Below are 18,687 nucleotides of genomic sequence, written 5' to 3'. Positions count from 1 at the left end.
GGCATGGAACGGCGGGCACGGCTCCCGCGGGAGGTGAAGAGGACTGGCCGGCACTCCGGTGCAGGTGACGGGCACGGTGCTGACGACGCGCCGGGTCGACGCCTACCATGCGCTCACGGTGGTGGCGCCCGGCATCGCCGAGCGCTACCGGCCCGGCCACTTCGTGTCCGTCGCCGTCGGGGGAGCCCACTCGTCCATGATCACTCGGCGGGCGTTCTCCATCCACGACGTCAAGCCCGACTACGGCGGCACGGTGGAGCTGGTCTTCAGCGTGCGCGGCCCCGGCACCGCCTGGCTCGGCGAGCGCCGCGCCCGCGACACCCTCGACCTCGTCGGGCCGCTCGGGCGGCCGTTCCCGCTGCCCCGCGACCCCGTCCACTGCGTGCTGGTCGGGGCCGAGTACGGCTCCGCGGTGCTGTTCCCGGTGGCCGACCAGCTCATCGAACGGGGCTGCCGCGTCGACTTCGTCCTCGGCGGGGCCAGCGCCGACCGCGTCTTCGGCGCCATGCGGGCCAGGCGGATGGCGCAGACCACCACCCTGACCACCGAGGACGGCTCGCTCGGGCTGCGCGGCAAGGTGACTGACGCGCTGCCCGCGGTCATCGCCGACACGCGCGCCGACGTCGTGTACGCCTGCGCCCCCATGGAGACGCTGCGGGCCGTCACGGCGGTGTCGATGGAGTTCGACATCCCGGTGCAGGTGGCCGTCGAGGAGGCCATGGCGTGCGGCATCGGCGTGTGCATGACGTGCGTGCTGCCGGTCATCGGCGACGACGGGGCGACCCGGATGGTGCGCGCCTGCGCCGAGGGGCCCGTCTTCCGCGGGGAGCGGGTGCGGTTCGAGGACGTGGGAACGATCCCGTTCGACGCGCTCGGCGCTCCCGGGGGCGGGGTGCGCCATGTCGGTTGACATGCGGACCTTCCTGGCCCACGTCGAGCTGGCCAACCCGATCACCACCGCCGCCGGGTGCGCGGCGTCCGGCCGCGAGCTGGCCCAGTTCTTCGACCTGCACCGCCTCGGCGCGCTGGCCACCCGCTCGATCACCATGGCCCCGCGCGCCGGCCGTCCCACGCCCCGCATGGCCGAGACCCCCTCCGGCATGCTGAACGCCGTCGGCCTCCAGGGCCCCGGCATCGACGCCTTCCTCGAACGCGAGCTGCCCTGGCTGGCCCAGCGCGGCATCAGGACCATCGTCTCCATCGGCGGCGGCACCGTGGCCGAGTACTCGGCGCTGGCCCGCAGGCTCGCCGACGCGCCCGGCGTCACCGCCCTGGAGGTGAACCTGTCCTGCCCCAACATCGAGGACCGCGGCCGCGTCTTCGCCCGCGAGGGCAGCGCCGCCGCCGAGGTGATCGCCTCGGTGCGCTCCATCATGCGCTACGACGTGCCGGTCGTCGCCAAGCTCGCCCCCGACGTCGCCGACATCGTGGCCGTCGCCCGGGCCTGCGTGGACGCCGGCGCGGACGCGCTCTCCATGATCAACAACCCGCTCGGCATGGCCATCGACACCGAGGCGCTGCGCCCCTCGCTGGCCGCCGTGACCGGCGGGCTGTCGGGCCCCGCGATCCTGCCGCTGGCCGTACGGTGCGTGTGGCAGGTGCACGCCGCGCTCCCCGGGGTGCCGCTGATCGGCGTCGGCGGCGTCATGACCGGCAAGGACGCCTTCCAGCTCATCCTGGCCGGCGCCTGCGCGGTCGGGGTGGGGACGGCCCTGTTCCACGACCCGTACGCGTGCCTGCGCATCGAACGTGAGCTGGAGGACCTGCTGCGGGTACGTGGCTTCCAGCGGCTGGCCGACGCCGTCGGCCTGGCACACCGACCGCCGGGGAGCGCCCCCCGGCACCTGCTCGTCGACTCCGAGGAGAGCTCCCCTTGACGCCCGCACCCATAGCCGTCGCACTCGACGCCCCCGACCTGGAGACCGCCGCCCGGTGGGCCGGGCTGGTGACCCCCCACGTCAGCACGGTGAAGGTGGGCCTGGAGCTCTACCTGCGCTACGGCCCCGACGTCATCGCCTCCGTACGGGGGGCCAGCGGCGTGCGGGTCTTCCTGGACCTCAAGCTGCACGACATCCCCAACACGGTCGCCGGGGCCGCCAAGGCGGTCTCCCGGCTGCGGCCGGCCATCCTCACCGTCCACGCCACCGGCGGGCCCGCGATGATCCGCGCCGCCGTGGAGTCGGCCCCGCACACCCAGATCGCCGCCGTCACGGTGCTCACGTCACTGTCGGAGGCCGACCTGGGCCGCATCGGCCTGGCCGGTCCGGCCACCGACGCGGTCCGCCGCCTGGCCGCCGTGTCGGTCGAGGCGGGCGCCACCGCGCTGGTGTGCTCGCCGCACGAGGTCGCGCACGTACGGTCGGAGGTCGGCCCGGGGATCACGCTGATCACCCCCGGGGTGCGGCCCGCCGGGGCCGACAGCCAGGACCAGGCCCGGGTGGCGACGCCGGAGCAGGCGCTGGCCGACGGGGCCGACCTGCTGGTCATCGGCCGCCCCATCACGGCCTCGCCGGACCCGGGGGCCACGGCGGCGGCCATCGCGGCCTCGCTGCGGCGCACGGTCCCGTTCTAGCCCTCGCGCCCGTTTCGGCTCTTACGTATGTTCTGACCCTTACGTCCGTTCTGACCCACGCGCACCCCCTGTCACGGCGGGTGCGCGTGTACGCACGGTGAGCGTCCTCACCGTGGCGCACGAGCGCGAACCACCCCCGGAGCGCGCTCACGCAGACCCCCGCCACGGCATGGCGGACGACATGGAGCCCCACCTCGGGCAAGGTTTCGGACCCGAAACGGCGTACGTTTCGGACACCGCTCCCCGAGGGGAAGGTGATCATCATCGTACTCCCATGGCGCTTCCTGTGTGTAAGGAAGAAGCGGGAAGTGAGGGCGATTTGATCAGCACTCTGTAGTTTTACAGTCACACAGAGTGATGAAGTGGAGTTTGTGGCGAGAGAAAGTGCCTTTGACGTTGCTTAGGGGGCGATGACCAGCTAGTTTCCCTTCCCGTCCGAGTACATCGACAGAAATTCGAGGTGACCCGGCGTGGCTCTTCCTCCCCTGACCCCTGAGCAGCGCGCCGCAGCTTTGGAAAAGGCTGCCAAGGCCCGTAAAGAGCGTGCCGAGGTCAAGAACCGGCTCAAGCATGGCGCGGTTTCTCTGGCTGAGGTGCTCAAGGATGGGCAGACAGACGACGTCATCGGCAAGATGAAGGTGTCGGCCCTGTTGGAATCGCTCCCCGGCGTGGGCAAGGTCCGCGCCAAGCAACTGATGGAGCGGCTCGCCATCGCCGAGTCCCGCCGCGTGCGGGGTCTCGGCGCGAACCAGAGGGCCTCCCTCGAGCGCGAGTTCGGTGGCAACGAGAGCTAATCTCGGTTCCACACGAAGGCGCAGGTTCAACGGGGGGTAGGAAGTGACCGACAGGTCCTGGTCCGGCAGTGTTCGAGCCGATGAGGCGGCCGGACCGGGCGCGGAGGTCGGCTTCCTCCCCTCGAGTGAGCGGCGCCTGACGGTCCTGTCAGGGCCGTCGGGCGTCGGAAAGTCCACGGTCGTCGCCGAGCTCCGGCGGGCACACCCCGAGGTGTGGCTGTCGGTCTCGGTGACCACCAGGAGGCCCCGGCCCGGCGAGATCGACGGGGTCCACTACTTCTTCGCCGACGGCGAGGAGTTCGACCGGCTCGTGGCGGCGGGAGAGCTGCTGGAGTGGGCGGAGTTCGCCGGCAACCGCTACGGCACGCCGCGCCGGCCCGTGCTCGACAAGCTCGCGCAGGGCATGCCGACGCTGCTGGAGATCGACCTCGAAGGCGCCAGGCAGGTGCGCAGGAGCATGTCCGAGGCGCTGCTGGTGTTCCTGGCCCCGCCCACGTGGGAGGAGCTGGAGAAGCGGCTACGGGGCCGCGGCACCGAGCCCGAGGACGTCATCGCCCGCCGCCTGGAGGCGGGGCGGGTCGAGATGGCGGCCGAGAAGGAGTTCGACCTCACGCTGGTGAACACGGATGTCAAGGACGTGTGCCACCGGCTGATAGCCTTGATGACTGACCCTCAGGGGGTCACGACAACCACCAACCGAGAGGTCTGACCATCGTGGCAGGCATTGCCCCGGTCGCGGAGGGCATCACCAACCCGCCGATCGACGCGCTGCTCGACATCGTCGACAGCAAGTACTCCCTGGTGATCATGGGCGCCAAGCGCGCCCGTCAGATCAACGCCTACTACTCCCAGCTCGGCGAGGGCCTGCTGGAGTACGTCGGGCCCCTGGTCGAGACCCACGCGCAGGAGAAGCCGCTGTCCATCGCGCTTCGCGAGGTCTCCGAGGGCCTGCTCAACGCCGAGCCCATCGAAGGCGCGGTCTGACCCGCTCCAGACGAAGCCCGACCATGAGGGTCGTCCTGGGCGTCAGCGGGGGCATCGCCGCGTACAAGGCGTGCGAGCTGCTGCGGCTGTTCACCGAGTCCGGCCACGAGGTGCGGGTGGTGCCGACCCGCGAGGCCCTGCGCTTCGTCGGCGAGCCCACGTGGGCGGCGCTGTCCGGCAACCCGGTGACGGCCGAGGTGTGGGACGACGTCCACGAGGTGCCCCACGTGCGCATCGGCCAGCGGGCCGACCTCGTCGTGGTGGCGCCGGCGACCGCCGACGTGCTCGCCAAGGCCGCCCACGGCCTGGCGGGCGACCTGCTCACCAACACGTTGCTGACCGCGCGCTGCCCGGTGGTGTTCGCGCCCGCGATGCACACCGAGATGTGGCAGCACCCGGCCACCCGCGACAACGTCGCGACCCTGCGCTCGCGGGGCTCCGTCGTGATCGACCCCGCCGTCGGGCGCCTCACTGGCGCCGACTCGGGCCCCGGCCGCCTGCCCGACCCCGCCGAGATCTTCCAGGTCTGCCTGCGCGTGCTCGCCGGGCGTGAGCGCGACCTGGCCGGACGGCGGGTCGTCGTCTCCGCGGGCGGCACCCGCGAGGCCCTCGACCCGGTCCGCTTCCTCGGCAACCGCTCCTCCGGCCTGCAGGGCTACGCGCTGGCCCGCACCGCGGTCGCCAGGGGAGCTCAGGTGACGCTCGTGGCGGCCAACGTGTCGCTGCCCGACCCGGCCGGGGCCGAGGTGGTGCGGGTGGAGTCCGCCGCCGAGCTGCGTGAGGCCGTCCTGGAGGCCGCCTCCGGCGCCGACGTGGTGGTGATGGCGGCGGCCGTGGCCGACTTCCGGCCCGCCGAGCGCCACGACTCCAAGATCAAGAAGAACGACGCCGAGCCCGAGCCGATCCGCCTGGTGAAGAACCCCGACATCCTCGCCGAGCTGGGCACCCTGCGCGGCGTGGCGCCCAACCCCAAGGTGATCGTCGGGTTCGCCGCCGAGACCCACGACGTGCTGGCCAACGGCCAGGCCAAGCTCGCCCGCAAGGGCTGCGACCTGCTCGTCGTCAACGAGGTGGGCCCCCACCTGGCCTTCGGCACCCCCGACAACGCCGCCACCGTGCTCGTCGCCGGCGGCGAGCCGGTCGAGATCCCGCGCGGTCCCAAGGAGGACGTCGCCGACGTCGTGTGGGATCAAGTCGCTCTCCGACTGTTGCGGCATCCCCTCATGCCTGCGGATACTTGACACAAAGGGGGCATAAAGGGGGGCTGGAATGCCGGTTACTTCCGCTGTCAGAGACCGCTGCCGCACCTTGCTCGACCGTCAGGGGCTCGGGCACCACGGAGACATCCGCTACGTCTTCCCCGCCCTCTCCGTCGGCCCGCCCGGCACCGGCAACTATCTGATCGTGGTCACCGACACGGCCATCTCCGTCCTCGCCACCCGCATGCTCAGGAGCGACCGCCCCGTCGCCGTGCACGCGACGTTCCCGCGCCACACCCGGCTCGGGCCGATCCTGCGGGCCTCCGGGCCGGTCATCGAGCTGGGCGCGATGGCGTTCGAGTTCGAGGAGGAGTACGCCGCCGTCGTGGCCGCCGCCGACGCCGAGATCTTCGCGCCCGAGACCCTGCCCCCCGACCCCCTGCCTGACCTGTGACGGGAGCCCGTTTCGCGCCTCGCCACCTGGTAGGGCTAGACTTCGGCGAGGCCCTGGCCCCGCACCTACCGCCGGAGCCCCCCACAACCGTCAGCAGCCGCTGCATGAGGAGCCACTGAGTTGTCACGCCGCCTGTTCACCTCGGAGTCGGTCACCGAGGGCCACCCGGACAAGATCGCCGACCAGATCAGTGACGCGATTCTCGACACCATGCTCAAGGACGACCCCAAGAGCCGGGTCGCCGTCGAGACGATGATCACCACCGGCCAGGTCCATGTCGCAGGCGAGGTCACGACCGAGACCTACGTCGACATCCCCGGCGTCATCCGGGAGAAGATCCTGGAGATCGGCTACGACGCCTCCCACAAGGGCTTCGACGGCGCCTCGTGCGGCGTGTCGGTGTCCATCGGCGCGCAGTCGCCCGACATCGCCCAGGGCGTCGACGACGCCTACGAGCACCGCGTCGGCGGCGACATCGACGAGCTCGACCGCCAGGGCGCCGGCGACCAGGGCCTCATGTTCGGCTACGCGTGCCGCGAGACGCCCGAGCTGATGCCGCTGCCGATCACCCTGGCCCACCGGCTGGCCCAGCGCCTGTCCGAGGTACGCAAGTCCGGCACGGTCCCCTACCTGCGGCCCGACGGCAAGACCCAGGTCACCATCGAGTACGACGGCGACACCCCGGTCCGCCTCGACACCGTGGTCGTCTCCACGCAGCACGCGGCCGAGATCGACCTGCTGGAGATGCTGACGCCCGACATCAAGGAGCACGTGGTCGACCCCGTGCTCGCCGGTCTCGACATCGAGATCGAGGGCTACCGCCTGCTGGTCAACCCGACCGGCCGCTTCGAGATCGGCGGCCCCATGGGCGACGCCGGGCTCACCGGCCGCAAGATCATCATCGACACCTACGGCGGCATGGCCCGCCACGGCGGTGGCGCCTTCTCCGGCAAGGACCCGTCCAAGGTCGACCGCTCGGCCGCCTACGCCATGCGCTGGGTCGCCAAGAACGTCGTGGCCGCCGGGCTCGCCGACCGCTGCGAGGTGCAGGTCGCCTACGCGATCGGCAAGGCCCAGCCGGTGGGGCTGTTCGTCGAGTGCTTCGGCACCGAGAAGGTGGCGGTGGAGACGATCCAGGCCGCCGTGCTCGAGGTGTTCGACCTGCGCCCGGCCGCGATCATCCGCGACCTCGACCTGCTGCGCCCCATCTACTCCGAGACGGCCGCCTACGGCCACTTCGGCCGCGAGGGCTTCTCGTGGGAGTCGACCGACCGCGCCGAGGCGCTCAGGGCCGCCGCCGGTCTGTGACGCACGCCCGATCAGGTGCCGCATCCCCCGGCGGGATGCGGCATCTGCGCGTAGGGGCCCAGCGCGTAGGGCAGCGAAGCGTCACATAACGTGGTTTCCTTGGATCTTCCGGAAACTGGGGAATGGATCATGGCATGGCGTGCCACGCTGCCCACCGCGACGACCAGCTTCGTAGGCCGTCGCCAGGAGGTCGCGGACGTACGGAGGATGCTTCAGCGCAGTCGCCTGGTCACCATCACCGGCATCGCCGGGGTGGGCAAGACGCGCGTGGCCATACGCGCGGCGCAGCTCATGCGGCGGGCGTTCACCGACGGCATCTGGTTCGTCGAGCTGTCGGGGCACACCGACCCCGACTCGCTCGAACAGGTCATCGCGCACGCCCTCGACGTCACCGGTGACCTCGCCGCGCACCTGGCCCAGCGCCGCCTGTTACTCGTGCTGGACACGTGCGAGCACCTGGCCGACGCCTGCTCGGCCCTCGTCCAGTACCTCCTGCGCGCCGCCCCCGGCCTGCACGTGCTGGCGACCAGCAGACAGGCGTTGCGCGCCCCCGGCGAGCACGCGCTGATCGTCCGGCCGCTGCAGGTGCCGGGGACGGAGGGCGGAGCCGACCAGGACGTGGCGCACGTGGAGTCCGTCGCGCTGTTCCTGGACCGGGTGGCCGGCGTGGACCCCGAGTTCGAGATCACCGAGGACAACGCCGCGGCCGTCGCCGAGCTGTGCCGCCGCCTGGAGGGCATCCCGCTGGCGGTCGAGCTGGCCGCCGTACGGGCCGGGCGGCTGCCCGTGGACGAGCTGCTGGCGCTGATGGACGCGCACGGGCCGCTCGCCCACGCCGACGCCGGAGTGCGGCGCGGCAGGCACTCGACCATGCAGGCCGCGATCGCGTGGAGCCACGAGCTGTGCTCGGCCGAGGAGCGGCTGCTGTGGGAGCGGCTGACGGTGTTCGCCGGGACGTTCGACCTGACGGTGGCCGAGATCGTCTGCTCGGGCCAGGCCCTGCCCGCCACCCGCGTCTACCCGACGCTGGCCGGGCTGGTCGAGAAGTCCATCGTGATCAGGGAGCGCGACGAGCGCCACACCGTCTATCGCCTGCCCGACAGCGTGCGCGAGTTCGCCGCCGCCCGCCTGGAGGGCACCGGCGAGCCGGAGCGGCTGCGGACACGGCACCGCGAGCACTACTACGCCGTCGCCCTCGCCTTCGGCGCCGACCGGCCCGGCCGCGACCGGGTCGAGGACGTCGTCCGGCTGCGGGCCGACTGGGCCAACCTCAGGGCCGCGCTGGAGTCCTACGCCGCCGACCCGCAGGCGCGCGAGCACGGGCTGGAGATGGGCCTGTGGCTGGGCTACCTGTGGATGTTCGGCGGCATGGCCCGCTACGGCCGCCGCTACCTGGAACGCCTGCTGCCCGCCACCCGCTGCCCCGACGCCGTGCGCCGCGACGCCCTGCTGCAGCTGGCCCACCTGGCGGCCGGCAGGGGCGACCTGCCCGAGGCCCGCGCGGCACTCGAACAGGCCGAGCCGTTCGGCGGCCCGGCCGTCGTCAAGATGCGCGGCACCGTCAGCTTCTGCGAAGGCGACCTGGAGGCGGCCGAACGCCACCTCACCGAGGCCATCGCCGGCCTCACCGGCGGCCTGCCGCTGACCAACGCCACCGTCGAGCTCGGCCTGACCCTCATGCTCGCCGGGCGCACGGCCGAGGCCGACGAGGCGCTGACCCGCGCCCGCGCGCTCTGCCAGGCCGAGGGCGACGGCGGCACCGCCGCCTGGGCGGAGCTGGCGCTGGCGCTCGTACGGCGGCTCGGCGGGCAGTACGCCGAGGCCGAGCCGCTGGCCAGGGCCGCGCTGCGGACCCAGGCCTCGCTGAACGTCACCTTCGCGCGGGCGTTCTGCGTCGAGGTGCTCGGCTGGCTCGCCGCCGACCAGGACATGCCCGCCCGCGCCGTGCGGCTGCTCAGCGCCGCGCACCGCCTGTGGGGGTACGAGGTGAACCCGCTGTTCGGCTCCCCGGTCTTCGCCGCCGAACGCCGCCGCTACGACCGCGAGCTGCGCGAGAGCCTCGGCCAGCAGTACGGCAGGTCCGTCGTGGAGGGCAGGGCCATGTCCGCCGAGGAGGCCATCGCCGACGCGCTGTCCACCGGCGACGTGCCCGTGGCCGAGTCCGTGCCGTTCTGGGCGCCGCTCACCCCGCGCGAGGCCGACGTCGCCGAACTCGTCGCCGACGGGCTGACCAACCGCCTCATCGCGCAGCGGCTCGTCGTCGCCCGCCGCACCGTGGACACCCACGTCGAGAACATCCTCGCCAAACTCGGCTTCTCCGGACGCGGCCAGGTCGCCGCCTGGGTGACCAAGCGGCGGCAGCAGGCGCCATGAGAGGCAACCTCCCCGCCGAGTACACCAGCTTCTCCGGCCGCGCCGCCGAGGTGGCCGAGGGGCTGCGCGCCCTGCCCGCGACCAGGCTGCTCACCGTCACCGGGCCGGGCGGGGCGGGCAAGAGCCGGGTGGCGGCGGCGATCGCGCGGCGGGCGCGGCGCGGATTCCCGGGCGGGATCTGGTACGTGGAGCTGACGGCGCTGACGGAGGCGGCCTTTCCCGGGGCGCTGGAGGGCGGGACGATGCTGTTCCCCGGCGGTCTTCCCGAACGCGACATCTCCGGCTCCCTGTCTCCTGGGTTCCTGGAGCGCGGGCGTGCGGCGCTGCTGCTGCTCGACACCTGCGAACACCTCCTGGCCCCCGTCTCCCGCCTGGCCGCGTCCCTGCTGCGCGAGGCGCCGCACGTCACGATCATCGCCACCGGGCGGCGGGTGCTGGACGTGGCCGGGCAGCGCGTCCTGCGGGTCGGGCCGCTGGGGGAGCGGGACGCGACCGCGCTGTTCGCCGACCGGGCGGCGGCCGTCGACCCCGACTTCTCCCTCACCGGCGGCAACCGCGAGGCGGTCGCGGCCATCTGCCGGCGGCTCGACGGGCTGCCGCTGGCCATCGAGCTGGCCGCCGCCGGTCTGCGCTCCCTGTCGGCCGCCGAGCTCCTGGACCGGCTGCCCGTACTGGCCGCGCAGACGACCAGCGCGCTGCCACGGCACCGGGACCTGCGTTCGCTGGCCGGATGGAGCCACGGGCTGTGCGGGGCCCGGCAGCGGGCCTTGTGGGGCGCGCTGTCGGTGTTCAGGGGGACGTTCTCCGCCGCGGCGGCCGAGGCCGTGGGGCGGGGGGTGGGGCTGGCCGGGGTTCCGGGGTTGCTGGGGGACCTGGTGGACGACTCGGTGGTGCTGCGGGAGGGGGCGGGGTTCCGGATGCTGATGCCGTACAGGGAGTACGGGCTAGGGCTCCTGGACGCGCGTACGCACGCCCGCCTGTCCGCCCTCGCGCCCGCCGGCGGCGAGGACGTCCGTCCCGGGACCGTGCCACTCGCGCCGGCCGGGACACCTGGGACGCTCGGACCGCCCGAGCCGCCCGGTCCAGCCGGATCGCCTCAGCGGGCAGGCGCGGAGCCCGGCGGGGGCACGCTCACCGCCAGGGAGCTGCAGGTGGCGCGGCTCATCGGCGAGGGGCTGACCAACCCGCAGATCGCCGACCGGCTAGTCATCTCCAAGCGGACCGTGGACGCCCATGTCCGCAACATTCTCGCCAAGGGACATCTCGCCTCGCGCACGCATGTGGCCGCTTGGGTGACGTCTTCGGGGCGTATATAGGCAATCCTCCCGATGTGGCGTATGGGTTACTCATCTCAGTCTTGACGTGCCAGCGGGTGACGAACGACGCAGACGGCTCCTGGGAGGGGTCCTGGGCCGCAATTCGGGCGACACCCGCTGGCGCCGCCCCGCGGGGAAGCCGTCGAGGCGGTCGGGGACGGCGCGCTCCCGCACAGCCGCCCAGGGCTTGGGCGGGGGCGTACCTCCTCAGCCCGGCCCCGGCCTGAGCGTTCCCGCTCAGCCGGGACCGGGTGTGTCCCGCGCGATGCTCCCGGCGCTCCCGGCCCGGCGTGCGCGCTCCGCCGGGTCTGGTAGACGTTATGCGTGACCGACTCCGACGACGCCCTCCTGCCGCTCGACGCCGTGCGCAGAGTGGAGCCGTCGAAGCCCGCCAAGGGCGCCCCGGTCCCCGCCCCCTCGCTGCCGGTGGCCCGGGTCGCCGTCGACAACCCGCTGCCGCACCTCGACCGGCCCTTCGACTACCTGGTGCCGGCGACCATGCACGAGACGGCCGCGCCGGGCGTCCGGGTGCGGGTCCGCTTCGCGGGACAGCTCGTGGACGGGTACGTCCTCGAACGGGTGGAGGAGAGCGAGCACACGGGCAAACTGACCCCCCTGGAACGGGTCGTGTCACCGGAGCGGGTGCTGACCGGCGAGATCGCGGGCCTCGCCAGGGCGGTCGCCGACCGGTACGCGGGCACGCTGGCCGACGTCCTCCGCCTGGCCGTCCCACCCCGCCACGCCAGGGCCGAAGCCACCCCCGCACCCGCCGCCGCTACTGCCGCCTCCGTTTCCGGTACGACCGCCTCCGCCTTCGGACCGGCCGCAACAGCAGCCGCCGCAGACTCCGCCTGCGGCACGGGCGCCTCCGCCACGATCACCTCCGCTCCTGACACCAGCGCTTCCGCCTCCGGCTCGGCCGAGACCGCACCCGCCGCAGACTCCAGCTCCGGCACGGCCGCCACGGTCACCCCCGCTACGGCGACCCCTGTCCCTGGCCCCAGCGCCGCCGCTGGCCCCTCAAGCGCCGCGTCCGCGCCCTCAGCGTTCGCGGCCACCTCCGTGACCTCTGACACCTCCGAGACCACGCCTGTGTCCGCGTCGGGGCCTGCCTCCGCGACCGCTGGCGGTGCCGTTGCCTCCACGCCTGTTACTTCTCCCGCCTCTGCTGCCCTTCCCGTCGTCGGCGCCCCTGACGGCGGTCAGGGGCGGGCGGCCGGTGCTGCGGAGGGCGCCGCAGAGCAGGTAGCCGAGGGCGGCCCAGCCCGAGCGGCCGGGAGCGGGTTGGCCCAAGCGATCGAGGGCGGTCCGGTCCAAGCGGTCGGGGACGGTCCTGAGGCCGGGGTCTGGGGCGACTACCCCATGGGGCCGTCGTTCCTCGACGCGCTGCGCAACGGCAGGACCCCCCGGGCCGTCTGGTCGGCGCTGCCGGGCGCCAAGGGGTGGGCCCGCGCGGTGGCCGAGGCCGTCCGGGCGACGCTCGACGGCGGCCGGGGAGTGGTCGTCGTGGTGCCCGACGGCAAGGACGTCGCCCTGGCGGACGCCGAGCTGACCCGCGTCCTCACAGAGGAGGCTACCGAGGCGCACAAGACGGGCGAGGCGCACAAAGCGGGCGACACGCACCGGCCCCACGGGCATGTGGCGCTCACCGCCGACCTGGGCCCCGCCGAACGCTACCGGCGCTGGTTGCGCGTCCTTCGAGGCGAGGTGCGGGCCGTCGTCGGGACCCGCGCCGCCGTCTTCGCCCCTGTCGCCGACCTCGGCCTGGTGGTGATCTGGGACGACGGCGACGACCTGCACGCCGAGCGCCTGGCGCCGTACCCGCACGCCCGGGAGGTGCTGGCCCTGCGCGCCCACCGTACGGGCGCCGCCATGCTGATCGGCGGCTACACCCGCACCGTGGAGGCCACCCAGCTGATCGCCAGCCGCTGGGCCAGGCCGATCGTCGCCGCGCGGGCCACGATCAGGAGCCTGGCCCCCCGCGTGCACCCGGCGGGCGAGGACGCCGAGCTGGCCAAGGACCAGGCGGCCCGGCAGGCGCGGCTGCCCAGCCTGGCGTGGCGCGCCCTGCGCCAGGGGCTGGAGTCCGGGCCGGTGCTCGTCCAGGTGCCCCGGCGCGGCTACCTGCCCGCCCTGGCCTGCCAGCACTGCCGCGTCCCCGCCCGCTGCGCCCTGCCTCCGACCCGCCTCTCCGCAGCCTCTGCCGTCCCGCCGCCGCCGGACGTCCAGGCGAACGGGACGCTCCCCGTCCCGGGGCTGACCGTGGGCACGGCACAGGGGAGCCGGGGGCCGGCGCGGCACGACCAGGGCCCGATGCCCGGTGATCTTCTGCTCCCCGGCGCCGCCCTCGCCTCCTGCCACGGACCTCTCGCGCTGCGCGGCGGCCACGCCGCCCCGTACTGCCGCTGGTGCGGCCGCGTGGACGCCGGCTGGCGGTGCGCGCACTGCGGCAGCCCCCGCCTGCGCGCCGTCGTCGTCGGCGCCCGGCGCACCGCCGAGGAGCTGGGCAGGGCGTTCCCGTCGGTGCCGGTGCGGACGTCGGGCCGCGACGGGGTGCTGGCGAAGGTTCCCGGCAGCCGCGCCCTCGTGGTCGCCACGCCCGGGGCGGAGCCCGTGGCGGAAGGCGGGTACGCGGCCGCCGTGCTGCTCGACGCGTGGGCGCTGCTCGGCAGGGCCGACCTGCGCGCCGCGGAGGAGGCGCTGCGCCGCTGGACGAACGCCGCCGCGCTGCTGCGCCCCGCCGCCGAGGTGGTGGTGCTCGCCGACGCCGCGCTGCCCACCGTACAGGCTCTGCTGCGCTGGGACCCGATCACGCACGCGGAGCGCGAGCTGGCCGAGCGGGCCGAGCTGGGGTTCCCGCCCGCGGTGCGGATGGCGACACTCACGGGCGCGGCGGCGGCGGTGCGGCAGATGCTCGACGAGGTACGCCTGCCGGAAGGCGCCCAGGTCCTGGGCCCGGTGCCGGTGGACGAGGCGGGCCGGGAACGCGCCATGATCCGCGTCGCGCGCGGCGGCGGCACGGCCCTCGCGGCGGCGCTGAAGGGGGCCAGTGGGGTGCGTGCGGCCCGCAAGGCGGCTGACGTCGTCCGGGTAAGTGTCGACCCTCTCGACCTGATTTAAGCCGTTTCCCCGATTCGCTCATCTGTAAGCCAGCCGTTAGCGTGCCTCTGTGTCGATCGAATGGGTGAACCGGGCCATCGACGACCTGCGCGCCTGGGGGCGCGCTCGGGGCGTCGAGGTGGACGCGGACGAGGTCCGCCTGCTCTGCGACTACGCCAGCGACTACTTGAACGTCAACGAGCTGGGCGACTTCACTCCCGCGACCTTCGACGAGCTGCTGCTGTCCATCTACCCGCGCAAGGTCATCGCGCCGCCGGAGAGCGCGCCGGAGACCGTGGCCGCCGCGCGCACGCTCGTCGACTTCCTGCAGCAGGCCGGCGCCGTCGGCGCGGAGGCCGCCGAGGCGATGCGCGACGAGCTCACCGGCATCGAGCCGAGAATGCCGGAGGCGCTCGCCGACACGGCCAACTTCGGCATGGCCAAGAGCCTGTTCAGCGCCATCGGGCCGGAGTCGCTCGAACAGGCCGTCATGATCCCCTCCGGCGAGGCGGCGCCGCCCGACCTGGGGGAGGCGCCCTGCGACTGCCCGGGATGCACCCCTCTGCCCGCCGTGCGGCTGGCGGACGAGGAGACGCTGACGGCGGGGCTGGCCGAGGTCCCGCTCCTGGCGCGGCCCGGCGCCGGCCCGTACGAGGACATGCGCGCGCAACTGCCGCACGACCCCGCCGCCGAACCACTCCAGAGCTGGGCCGCGATGGTCGCCCACCTCGTGGAACGCGACACGCGCGGCGCGGTCACCGGCCGGACGGAGCTCGACGAGGAGCTGTACGACCTGTTCGACATGCTCTACCGCGTGCAGGCGCCGGTGCCGCTGGGCGTGATCGGCGACTACCTCGAAGAGGTCACCGAGGTCCGGTTCGACCTGGAGAGCGTGCTCGACCGGCTGGCCTGGTGCGGCATGGTCGAGGTCAGGGGCGACACCGCCGGGCTCACCCCGCTGGCGGTGTGGGGGCTGCGCGAGCACTTCCTGTCGCTCGGCCTCGACGCGCCCGAGGCGGGCGACCTGGCCGAGGCCGACGCGACCGGGCTCATCGAGGGCCTGCTCGACGGCGTGCCCACCGAGGTGGCCGAGGACGACATCAGCCGCTGGCTGGCCGGCCGCACCCCGGCCACGGCGGCGGCCGAGCTGCTCGCCGCCGCCTCCGGCGCCCCCGCCGTCGCGCGCGGCATCGCGGTGACCATCGTCGACCGGCTCGGCTCCGAGGCGGAGCTGGAGGTGCGCGCCTGCCTCGACGACCAGGAGCTGCGCCCGCACGCCATCCACTGGCTGGCCGCCAGAGGGCTGGCCGCCCCGCAGCTCACCCAGGACGAGCTGCTGTGGGTCAGCGTGGACATGCTGGCCCTGGCGATGCCGGCCGCCGAGGAGGATCCCGACATCTTCGCCGAGAACATGGCGGCCTCCGGCCCGCCCGCCCATCTCATCGAGGAAATGTGGCGCGTCGACCACCCGGACGTCGTCGAGGTGCTGGAGCTGCTCGGACGCTCCCTGCCGGAGGCGGCGGTGGCCAAGGCGGCGCGCAAGGCGGCCTTCAAAGCACGCTCCCGAGCCATCCGTTGAGTACGCCCATGTGACTCGTGTGCAGTAAGTTTCGTGGGGTGGCAAACAACGTCTTCGACCTCGCCGAGCTGCGCAAGCTGATCGATGAGCAGGCCGCCGTGCCCCCACGGCCCCCTCAGGAGCCCCCGGCCGCGGCCGAGCACGAGGCGCTGACGTTCCCGCCCGTCCAGCTCGCCCCCGACGCCGAGCTGGCCGCCATCATCCCCAGGGTCCCGCTGGTCGCCGACGCCATCCGGCTCACCCGCTGGACCGGCGAGCGCGCCGTCACCCCCGAGGGCCTGCTGCCGGCGCCCGAGGCCGAGGCCGCGGCGGCCGAGCTGGGCGTCGACGCCGCCCGGCTGCGCCTCGTCTGGATCGTCGCCGTCAACACCGGCCTGCTGCAGATCCTCGCTGGCCGCGTCTCACGCGGCCCGCTGCGGCTGCAGCTCACGGTCGAGGCCACGCTGGAGTTCTGGGACGGCGTGGTCATGGACGTGCTCGACCGCGCCGACGAGGGCCTGACCGGCTCGGCGGTCGTGGACGAGCACCTGGCCGAGATGCTCGCGACCGTCTACTCCGTACGGTCCGGCGTGGCGATCGCCAACCTCGCCCGCGGCATCCTGCAGTCCCACGAGGTGGCCTGCGAGCCCGGCGCGGCCGAGATGCGCAGGCTGGCCGCCTCACTGCCGGCCGAGCTGCTCGACGCGCTGGCGCTGCTCGACTACTGCGGCCTGGTCGAGCAGACCGCGGCCGGCCGCACCGCGCTCACCCCGCTCGGCGTCTGGGCCATCCGCAGGGACCTGCTCCGCGAGGGGCACGACGCGCCGACGACCGCCGAGGTCGAGGTGTACGCCGACCTGTCGGCCGCCGAGCTGGTCGAGGCCCTGGTCAAGGGCGAGGCCACGCAGAGCGCCGTGGCGGGCTGGCTGGAGCGCCGCCCGCCCGCGCGGGCCGCCCACGACCTCATCGAGATCGCCGCCCAGGGCACCGCCGGGCAGCGCGGTGCAGTCGGGGCCATCCTGGAGGAGCTGGGGCCCGAGGCCGAGGCCCCCGTGCGCGAGGCGCTCGCCCTGCCGCTCATGCGCCGCTACGCCGCCTCCTGGCTGCACATCCGCGACCTGCAAGCTCCCAAGCTCAGCCCCGAGGACCACACCTGGATCGCGGTCGACGCCCTCGCGGCCCTCATGCACCTGTCCAAGCCCATCGCGGGCCGCCTCGACACCCCCGAGCCGGGCGAGGACCTGATCAGGCTCGTCGGCGACATGCCCGCCGTCGGCCACCCCGACACGATCGCGGTGCTCGACATGCTCGCCGGGGCCCACGACGACAAGGTGGTCGTCAAGGCGGCCCGCAAAGCCGCGATGAAGGCCCGGTCGCTGGCGCACACTAAACTGGGCTGACCCACCTGAGAAACGGAGTGACCCTTGGCGATCCAGTCGATCCGCCTGTTCGGAGATCCGGTGCTGACCACCCCGGCGGCCCCGGTCGCCGACTTCGACAAGGAGCTCCGCAAGCTGGTCAAAGACCTCACCGACACGATGATGGACGCCCCGGGCGCCGGGCTGGCCGCCCCGCAGATCGGGGTCGGGCTGCGGGTGTTCACCTACTACGTGGACGAGCAGCTCGGTCACCTGATCAACCCCGACCTCGACCTGTCGGCCGAGCTCGACGAGGAGGGCGAGGAGGGCTGCCTGTCCTTCCCCGGCCTGTCGTTCCCCACGCCGCGCGCCGTCCGGGCCGTCGCCAAGGGCTTCGACATGTACGGCGAGCCGGTCACGCTGGAGGGCACCGACCTGATGGCCCGCTGCTTCCAGCACGAGACCGACCACCTCGACGGCATCCTGTTCATCGACCGCATGGACCCCAAGCAGCGCAAGCTGGCCATGAAGGCCGTGCGCGAGGCCGAGTGGAGCGGCCTGTCGGCCCCGGTGGTCAGGCTCTCCCCGCACACCACGGGCGGAAGGGCACTCTGAGCATGCGCCTGGTCTTCGCGGGCACGCCCGAGACGGCTCTGCCGTCGCTCCGCGCGCTGATCGACTCGCCGCGCCACGAGGTCGTCGCCGTCGTCACCCGTCCCGACGCGCAGTCCGGCCGGGGGCGCAAGGTCCACCCGTCACCGGTCGCCGAGCTGGCCGAGGAGGCGGGCATCGAGGTGCTGCGCCCGGCCAAGGCGGGCGATCCCGATTTCCTCAAGCAGCTCGCCGAGCTGGAGCCCGACTGCTGCCCGGTCGTCGCCTACGGCGCCCTGCTGCCGCAGTCGGCGCTCGACGTGCCCCGCCACGGCTGGATCAACCTGCACTTCTCGATCCTGCCCGCCTGGCGCGGGGCCGCGCCCGTCCAGCACGCCGTCCTGCACGGCGACGAGATCACCGGCGCCTCGACGTTCCAGATCGTCAAGGCGCTCGACGCCGGGCCCGTCTACGGCGTCGTCACCGAGGAGATCCGCCCCGCCGACACCAGCGGCGCGCTCCTCGACCGGCTCGCCGTCTCCGGCGCCGACCTGCTGGCGGCCACGCTCGACGGGGTGGCCGACGGCAAGCTGGAGCCCCGGCCGCAGCCGTCCGACGGGGTCAGTCTCGCCCCCAAGATCAACGTGACGGACGCCCGCGTCGACTGGTCCGCGCCCGCGATGCGCGTCGACCGGCTCGTCCGCGCCTGCACGCCCAACCCCGGCCCCTGGACCGAGTTCCGCGGCCACCGGCTCAAGCTCGGCCCCGTGCGGCCCGCGCCCTCCGCCGAGCCGCTCGCCCCCGGTGTCGTGTCCGCCGGCAAGAGCGTCGTGCTGGTCGGCACCGCCACCCACCCCGTCGAGCTGGGCGAGCTGCAGCCACAGGGCAAGCGGCTGATGAGCGCGGGGGAGTGGGCGCGCGGGATGCGCCTGGAGAGCGGCGACCGGTTCGAGTGAGCGACAACAGGGGACAGAGCCGCGGCGGCGCAGGCCGCCCCACCGGCTCCGGCGCCGGCCGGTCCGGCCGCCGCGACAGTGGTCACCAGGGCGGGGGCCGCGGCGCCGGCGGGCGGGGGAGACCC

At 73.8% G+C, this 18,687-nt stretch carries 16 protein-coding genes; all 16 read left to right on the top strand.

What is annotated here, in order from left to right; translation table 11 throughout:
* Window positions 1-43 precede the first annotated feature (43 nt).
* The 16 genes from KME77_RS27095 (at window position 44) to fmt (ending at window position 18,562) form a co-directional block, all read left to right on the top strand.
* Entirely contained in the window at window positions 44-910 is an 867-nt protein-coding gene (locus KME77_RS27095) for a dihydroorotate dehydrogenase electron transfer subunit (RefSeq protein WP_219471783.1), read from the top strand.
* Window positions 900-1,877 carry a dihydroorotate dehydrogenase gene (locus KME77_RS27090; RefSeq protein ID WP_219471773.1) on the top strand — a complete coding sequence of 326 codons (978 nt, stop codon included), beginning with the start codon at window positions 900-902 and terminating at the stop codon, window positions 1,875-1,877. Before KME77_RS27095 ends, KME77_RS27090 begins: the two co-directional genes overlap by 11 nt.
* Window positions 1,874-2,572, top strand: a complete 699-nt coding sequence (gene pyrF, locus KME77_RS27085; protein WP_219471772.1) for an orotidine-5'-phosphate decarboxylase — start codon at window positions 1,874-1,876, stop codon at window positions 2,570-2,572. Before KME77_RS27090 ends, pyrF begins: the two co-directional genes overlap by 4 nt.
* A 470-nt stretch (window positions 2,573-3,042) precedes the next feature.
* Window positions 3,043-3,366, top strand: coding sequence for an integration host factor, actinobacterial type (gene mihF, locus KME77_RS27080; RefSeq protein ID WP_020541698.1), 324 nt, complete (start codon window positions 3,043-3,045; stop codon window positions 3,364-3,366).
* 136 nt (window positions 3,367-3,502) lie between these two features.
* The gene (gene gmk / locus KME77_RS27075; RefSeq protein ID WP_246610828.1) at window positions 3,503-4,075 is read left to right on the top strand and encodes a guanylate kinase; all 573 of its coding nucleotides are present in this window, start codon (window positions 3,503-3,505) and stop codon (window positions 4,073-4,075) included.
* A 5-nt stretch (window positions 4,076-4,080) separates the two neighbouring features.
* A complete protein-coding gene (rpoZ, locus tag KME77_RS27070; protein WP_101783051.1) occupies window positions 4,081-4,350 on the top strand; it encodes a DNA-directed RNA polymerase subunit omega in 270 nt (89 codons plus the stop codon).
* Window positions 4,351-4,373: 23 nt separating this feature from the next.
* Window positions 4,374-5,591: a bifunctional phosphopantothenoylcysteine decarboxylase/phosphopantothenate--cysteine ligase CoaBC gene (gene coaBC, locus KME77_RS27065; RefSeq protein ID WP_219471770.1), complete on the top strand. Its 1,218-nt coding sequence runs from the start codon at window positions 4,374-4,376 to the stop codon at window positions 5,589-5,591.
* Between the two features lie 67 nt (window positions 5,592-5,658).
* Window positions 5,659-6,003 carry a hypothetical protein gene (locus KME77_RS27060; RefSeq protein ID WP_246610824.1) on the top strand — a complete coding sequence of 115 codons (345 nt, stop codon included), beginning with the start codon at window positions 5,659-5,661 and terminating at the stop codon, window positions 6,001-6,003.
* Between the two features lie 120 nt (window positions 6,004-6,123).
* On the top strand, window positions 6,124-7,311 hold the full coding sequence (gene metK, locus KME77_RS27055; protein WP_219471768.1) for a methionine adenosyltransferase: 1,188 nt from the start codon (window positions 6,124-6,126) through the stop codon (window positions 7,309-7,311).
* Between the two features lie 129 nt (window positions 7,312-7,440).
* Window positions 7,441-9,684: an ATP-binding protein gene (locus KME77_RS27050; protein WP_219471767.1), complete on the top strand. Its 2,244-nt coding sequence runs from the start codon at window positions 7,441-7,443 to the stop codon at window positions 9,682-9,684.
* The gene (locus KME77_RS27045; RefSeq protein ID WP_219471766.1) at window positions 9,681-11,000 is read left to right on the top strand and encodes a LuxR C-terminal-related transcriptional regulator; all 1,320 of its coding nucleotides are present in this window, start codon (window positions 9,681-9,683) and stop codon (window positions 10,998-11,000) included. The genes KME77_RS27050 and KME77_RS27045 overlap by 4 nt, the downstream gene beginning before the upstream one ends.
* Window positions 11,001-11,324: 324 nt before the next feature.
* Complete coding sequence (locus KME77_RS27040) at window positions 11,325-14,120, top strand: primosomal protein N' (RefSeq protein ID WP_219471765.1); 2,796 nt, start codon at window positions 11,325-11,327, stop codon at window positions 14,118-14,120.
* A gap of 49 nt (window positions 14,121-14,169) precedes the next feature.
* On the top strand, window positions 14,170-15,678 hold the full coding sequence (locus tag KME77_RS27035) for a hypothetical protein (RefSeq protein WP_219471764.1): 1,509 nt from the start codon (window positions 14,170-14,172) through the stop codon (window positions 15,676-15,678).
* A gap of 38 nt (window positions 15,679-15,716) precedes the next feature.
* Window positions 15,717-17,057, top strand: a complete 1,341-nt coding sequence (locus tag KME77_RS27030; protein WP_219471763.1) for a hypothetical protein — start codon at window positions 15,717-15,719, stop codon at window positions 17,055-17,057.
* A gap of 24 nt (window positions 17,058-17,081) precedes the next feature.
* Window positions 17,082-17,630 carry a peptide deformylase gene (gene def, locus KME77_RS27025; protein ID WP_219471762.1) on the top strand — a complete coding sequence of 183 codons (549 nt, stop codon included), beginning with the start codon at window positions 17,082-17,084 and terminating at the stop codon, window positions 17,628-17,630.
* 2 nt (window positions 17,631-17,632) lie between these two features.
* Window positions 17,633-18,562, top strand: a complete 930-nt coding sequence (gene fmt, locus KME77_RS27020; RefSeq protein ID WP_219471761.1) for a methionyl-tRNA formyltransferase — start codon at window positions 17,633-17,635, stop codon at window positions 18,560-18,562.
* Window positions 18,563-18,687: the final 125 nt, after the last annotated feature.

Source organism: Nonomuraea rhizosphaerae, assembly GCF_019396405.1.
GTDB lineage: Bacteria > Actinomycetota > Actinomycetes > Streptosporangiales > Streptosporangiaceae > Nonomuraea > Nonomuraea rhizosphaerae.
This window is presented reverse-complemented; position numbering and strand designations above follow the sequence as displayed.

Bases quoted from the DNA above. Each gene is read 5' to 3' on its own strand.
- KME77_RS27090 (WP_219471773.1), top strand. From the start codon at position 900: ATGTCGGTTGACATGCGGACCTTCCTGGCCCACGTCGAGCTGGCCAAC.
- coaBC (WP_219471770.1), top strand. From the start codon at position 4,374: ATGAGGGTCGTCCTGGGCGTCAGCGGGGGCATCGCCGCGTACAAGGCG.
- KME77_RS27050 (WP_219471767.1), top strand. From the start codon at position 7,441: ATGGCATGGCGTGCCACGCTGCCCACCGCGACGACCAGCTTCGTAGGC.
- KME77_RS27045 (WP_219471766.1), top strand. From the start codon at position 9,681: ATGAGAGGCAACCTCCCCGCCGAGTACACCAGCTTCTCCGGCCGCGCC.
- fmt (WP_219471761.1), top strand. From the start codon at position 17,633: ATGCGCCTGGTCTTCGCGGGCACGCCCGAGACGGCTCTGCCGTCGCTC.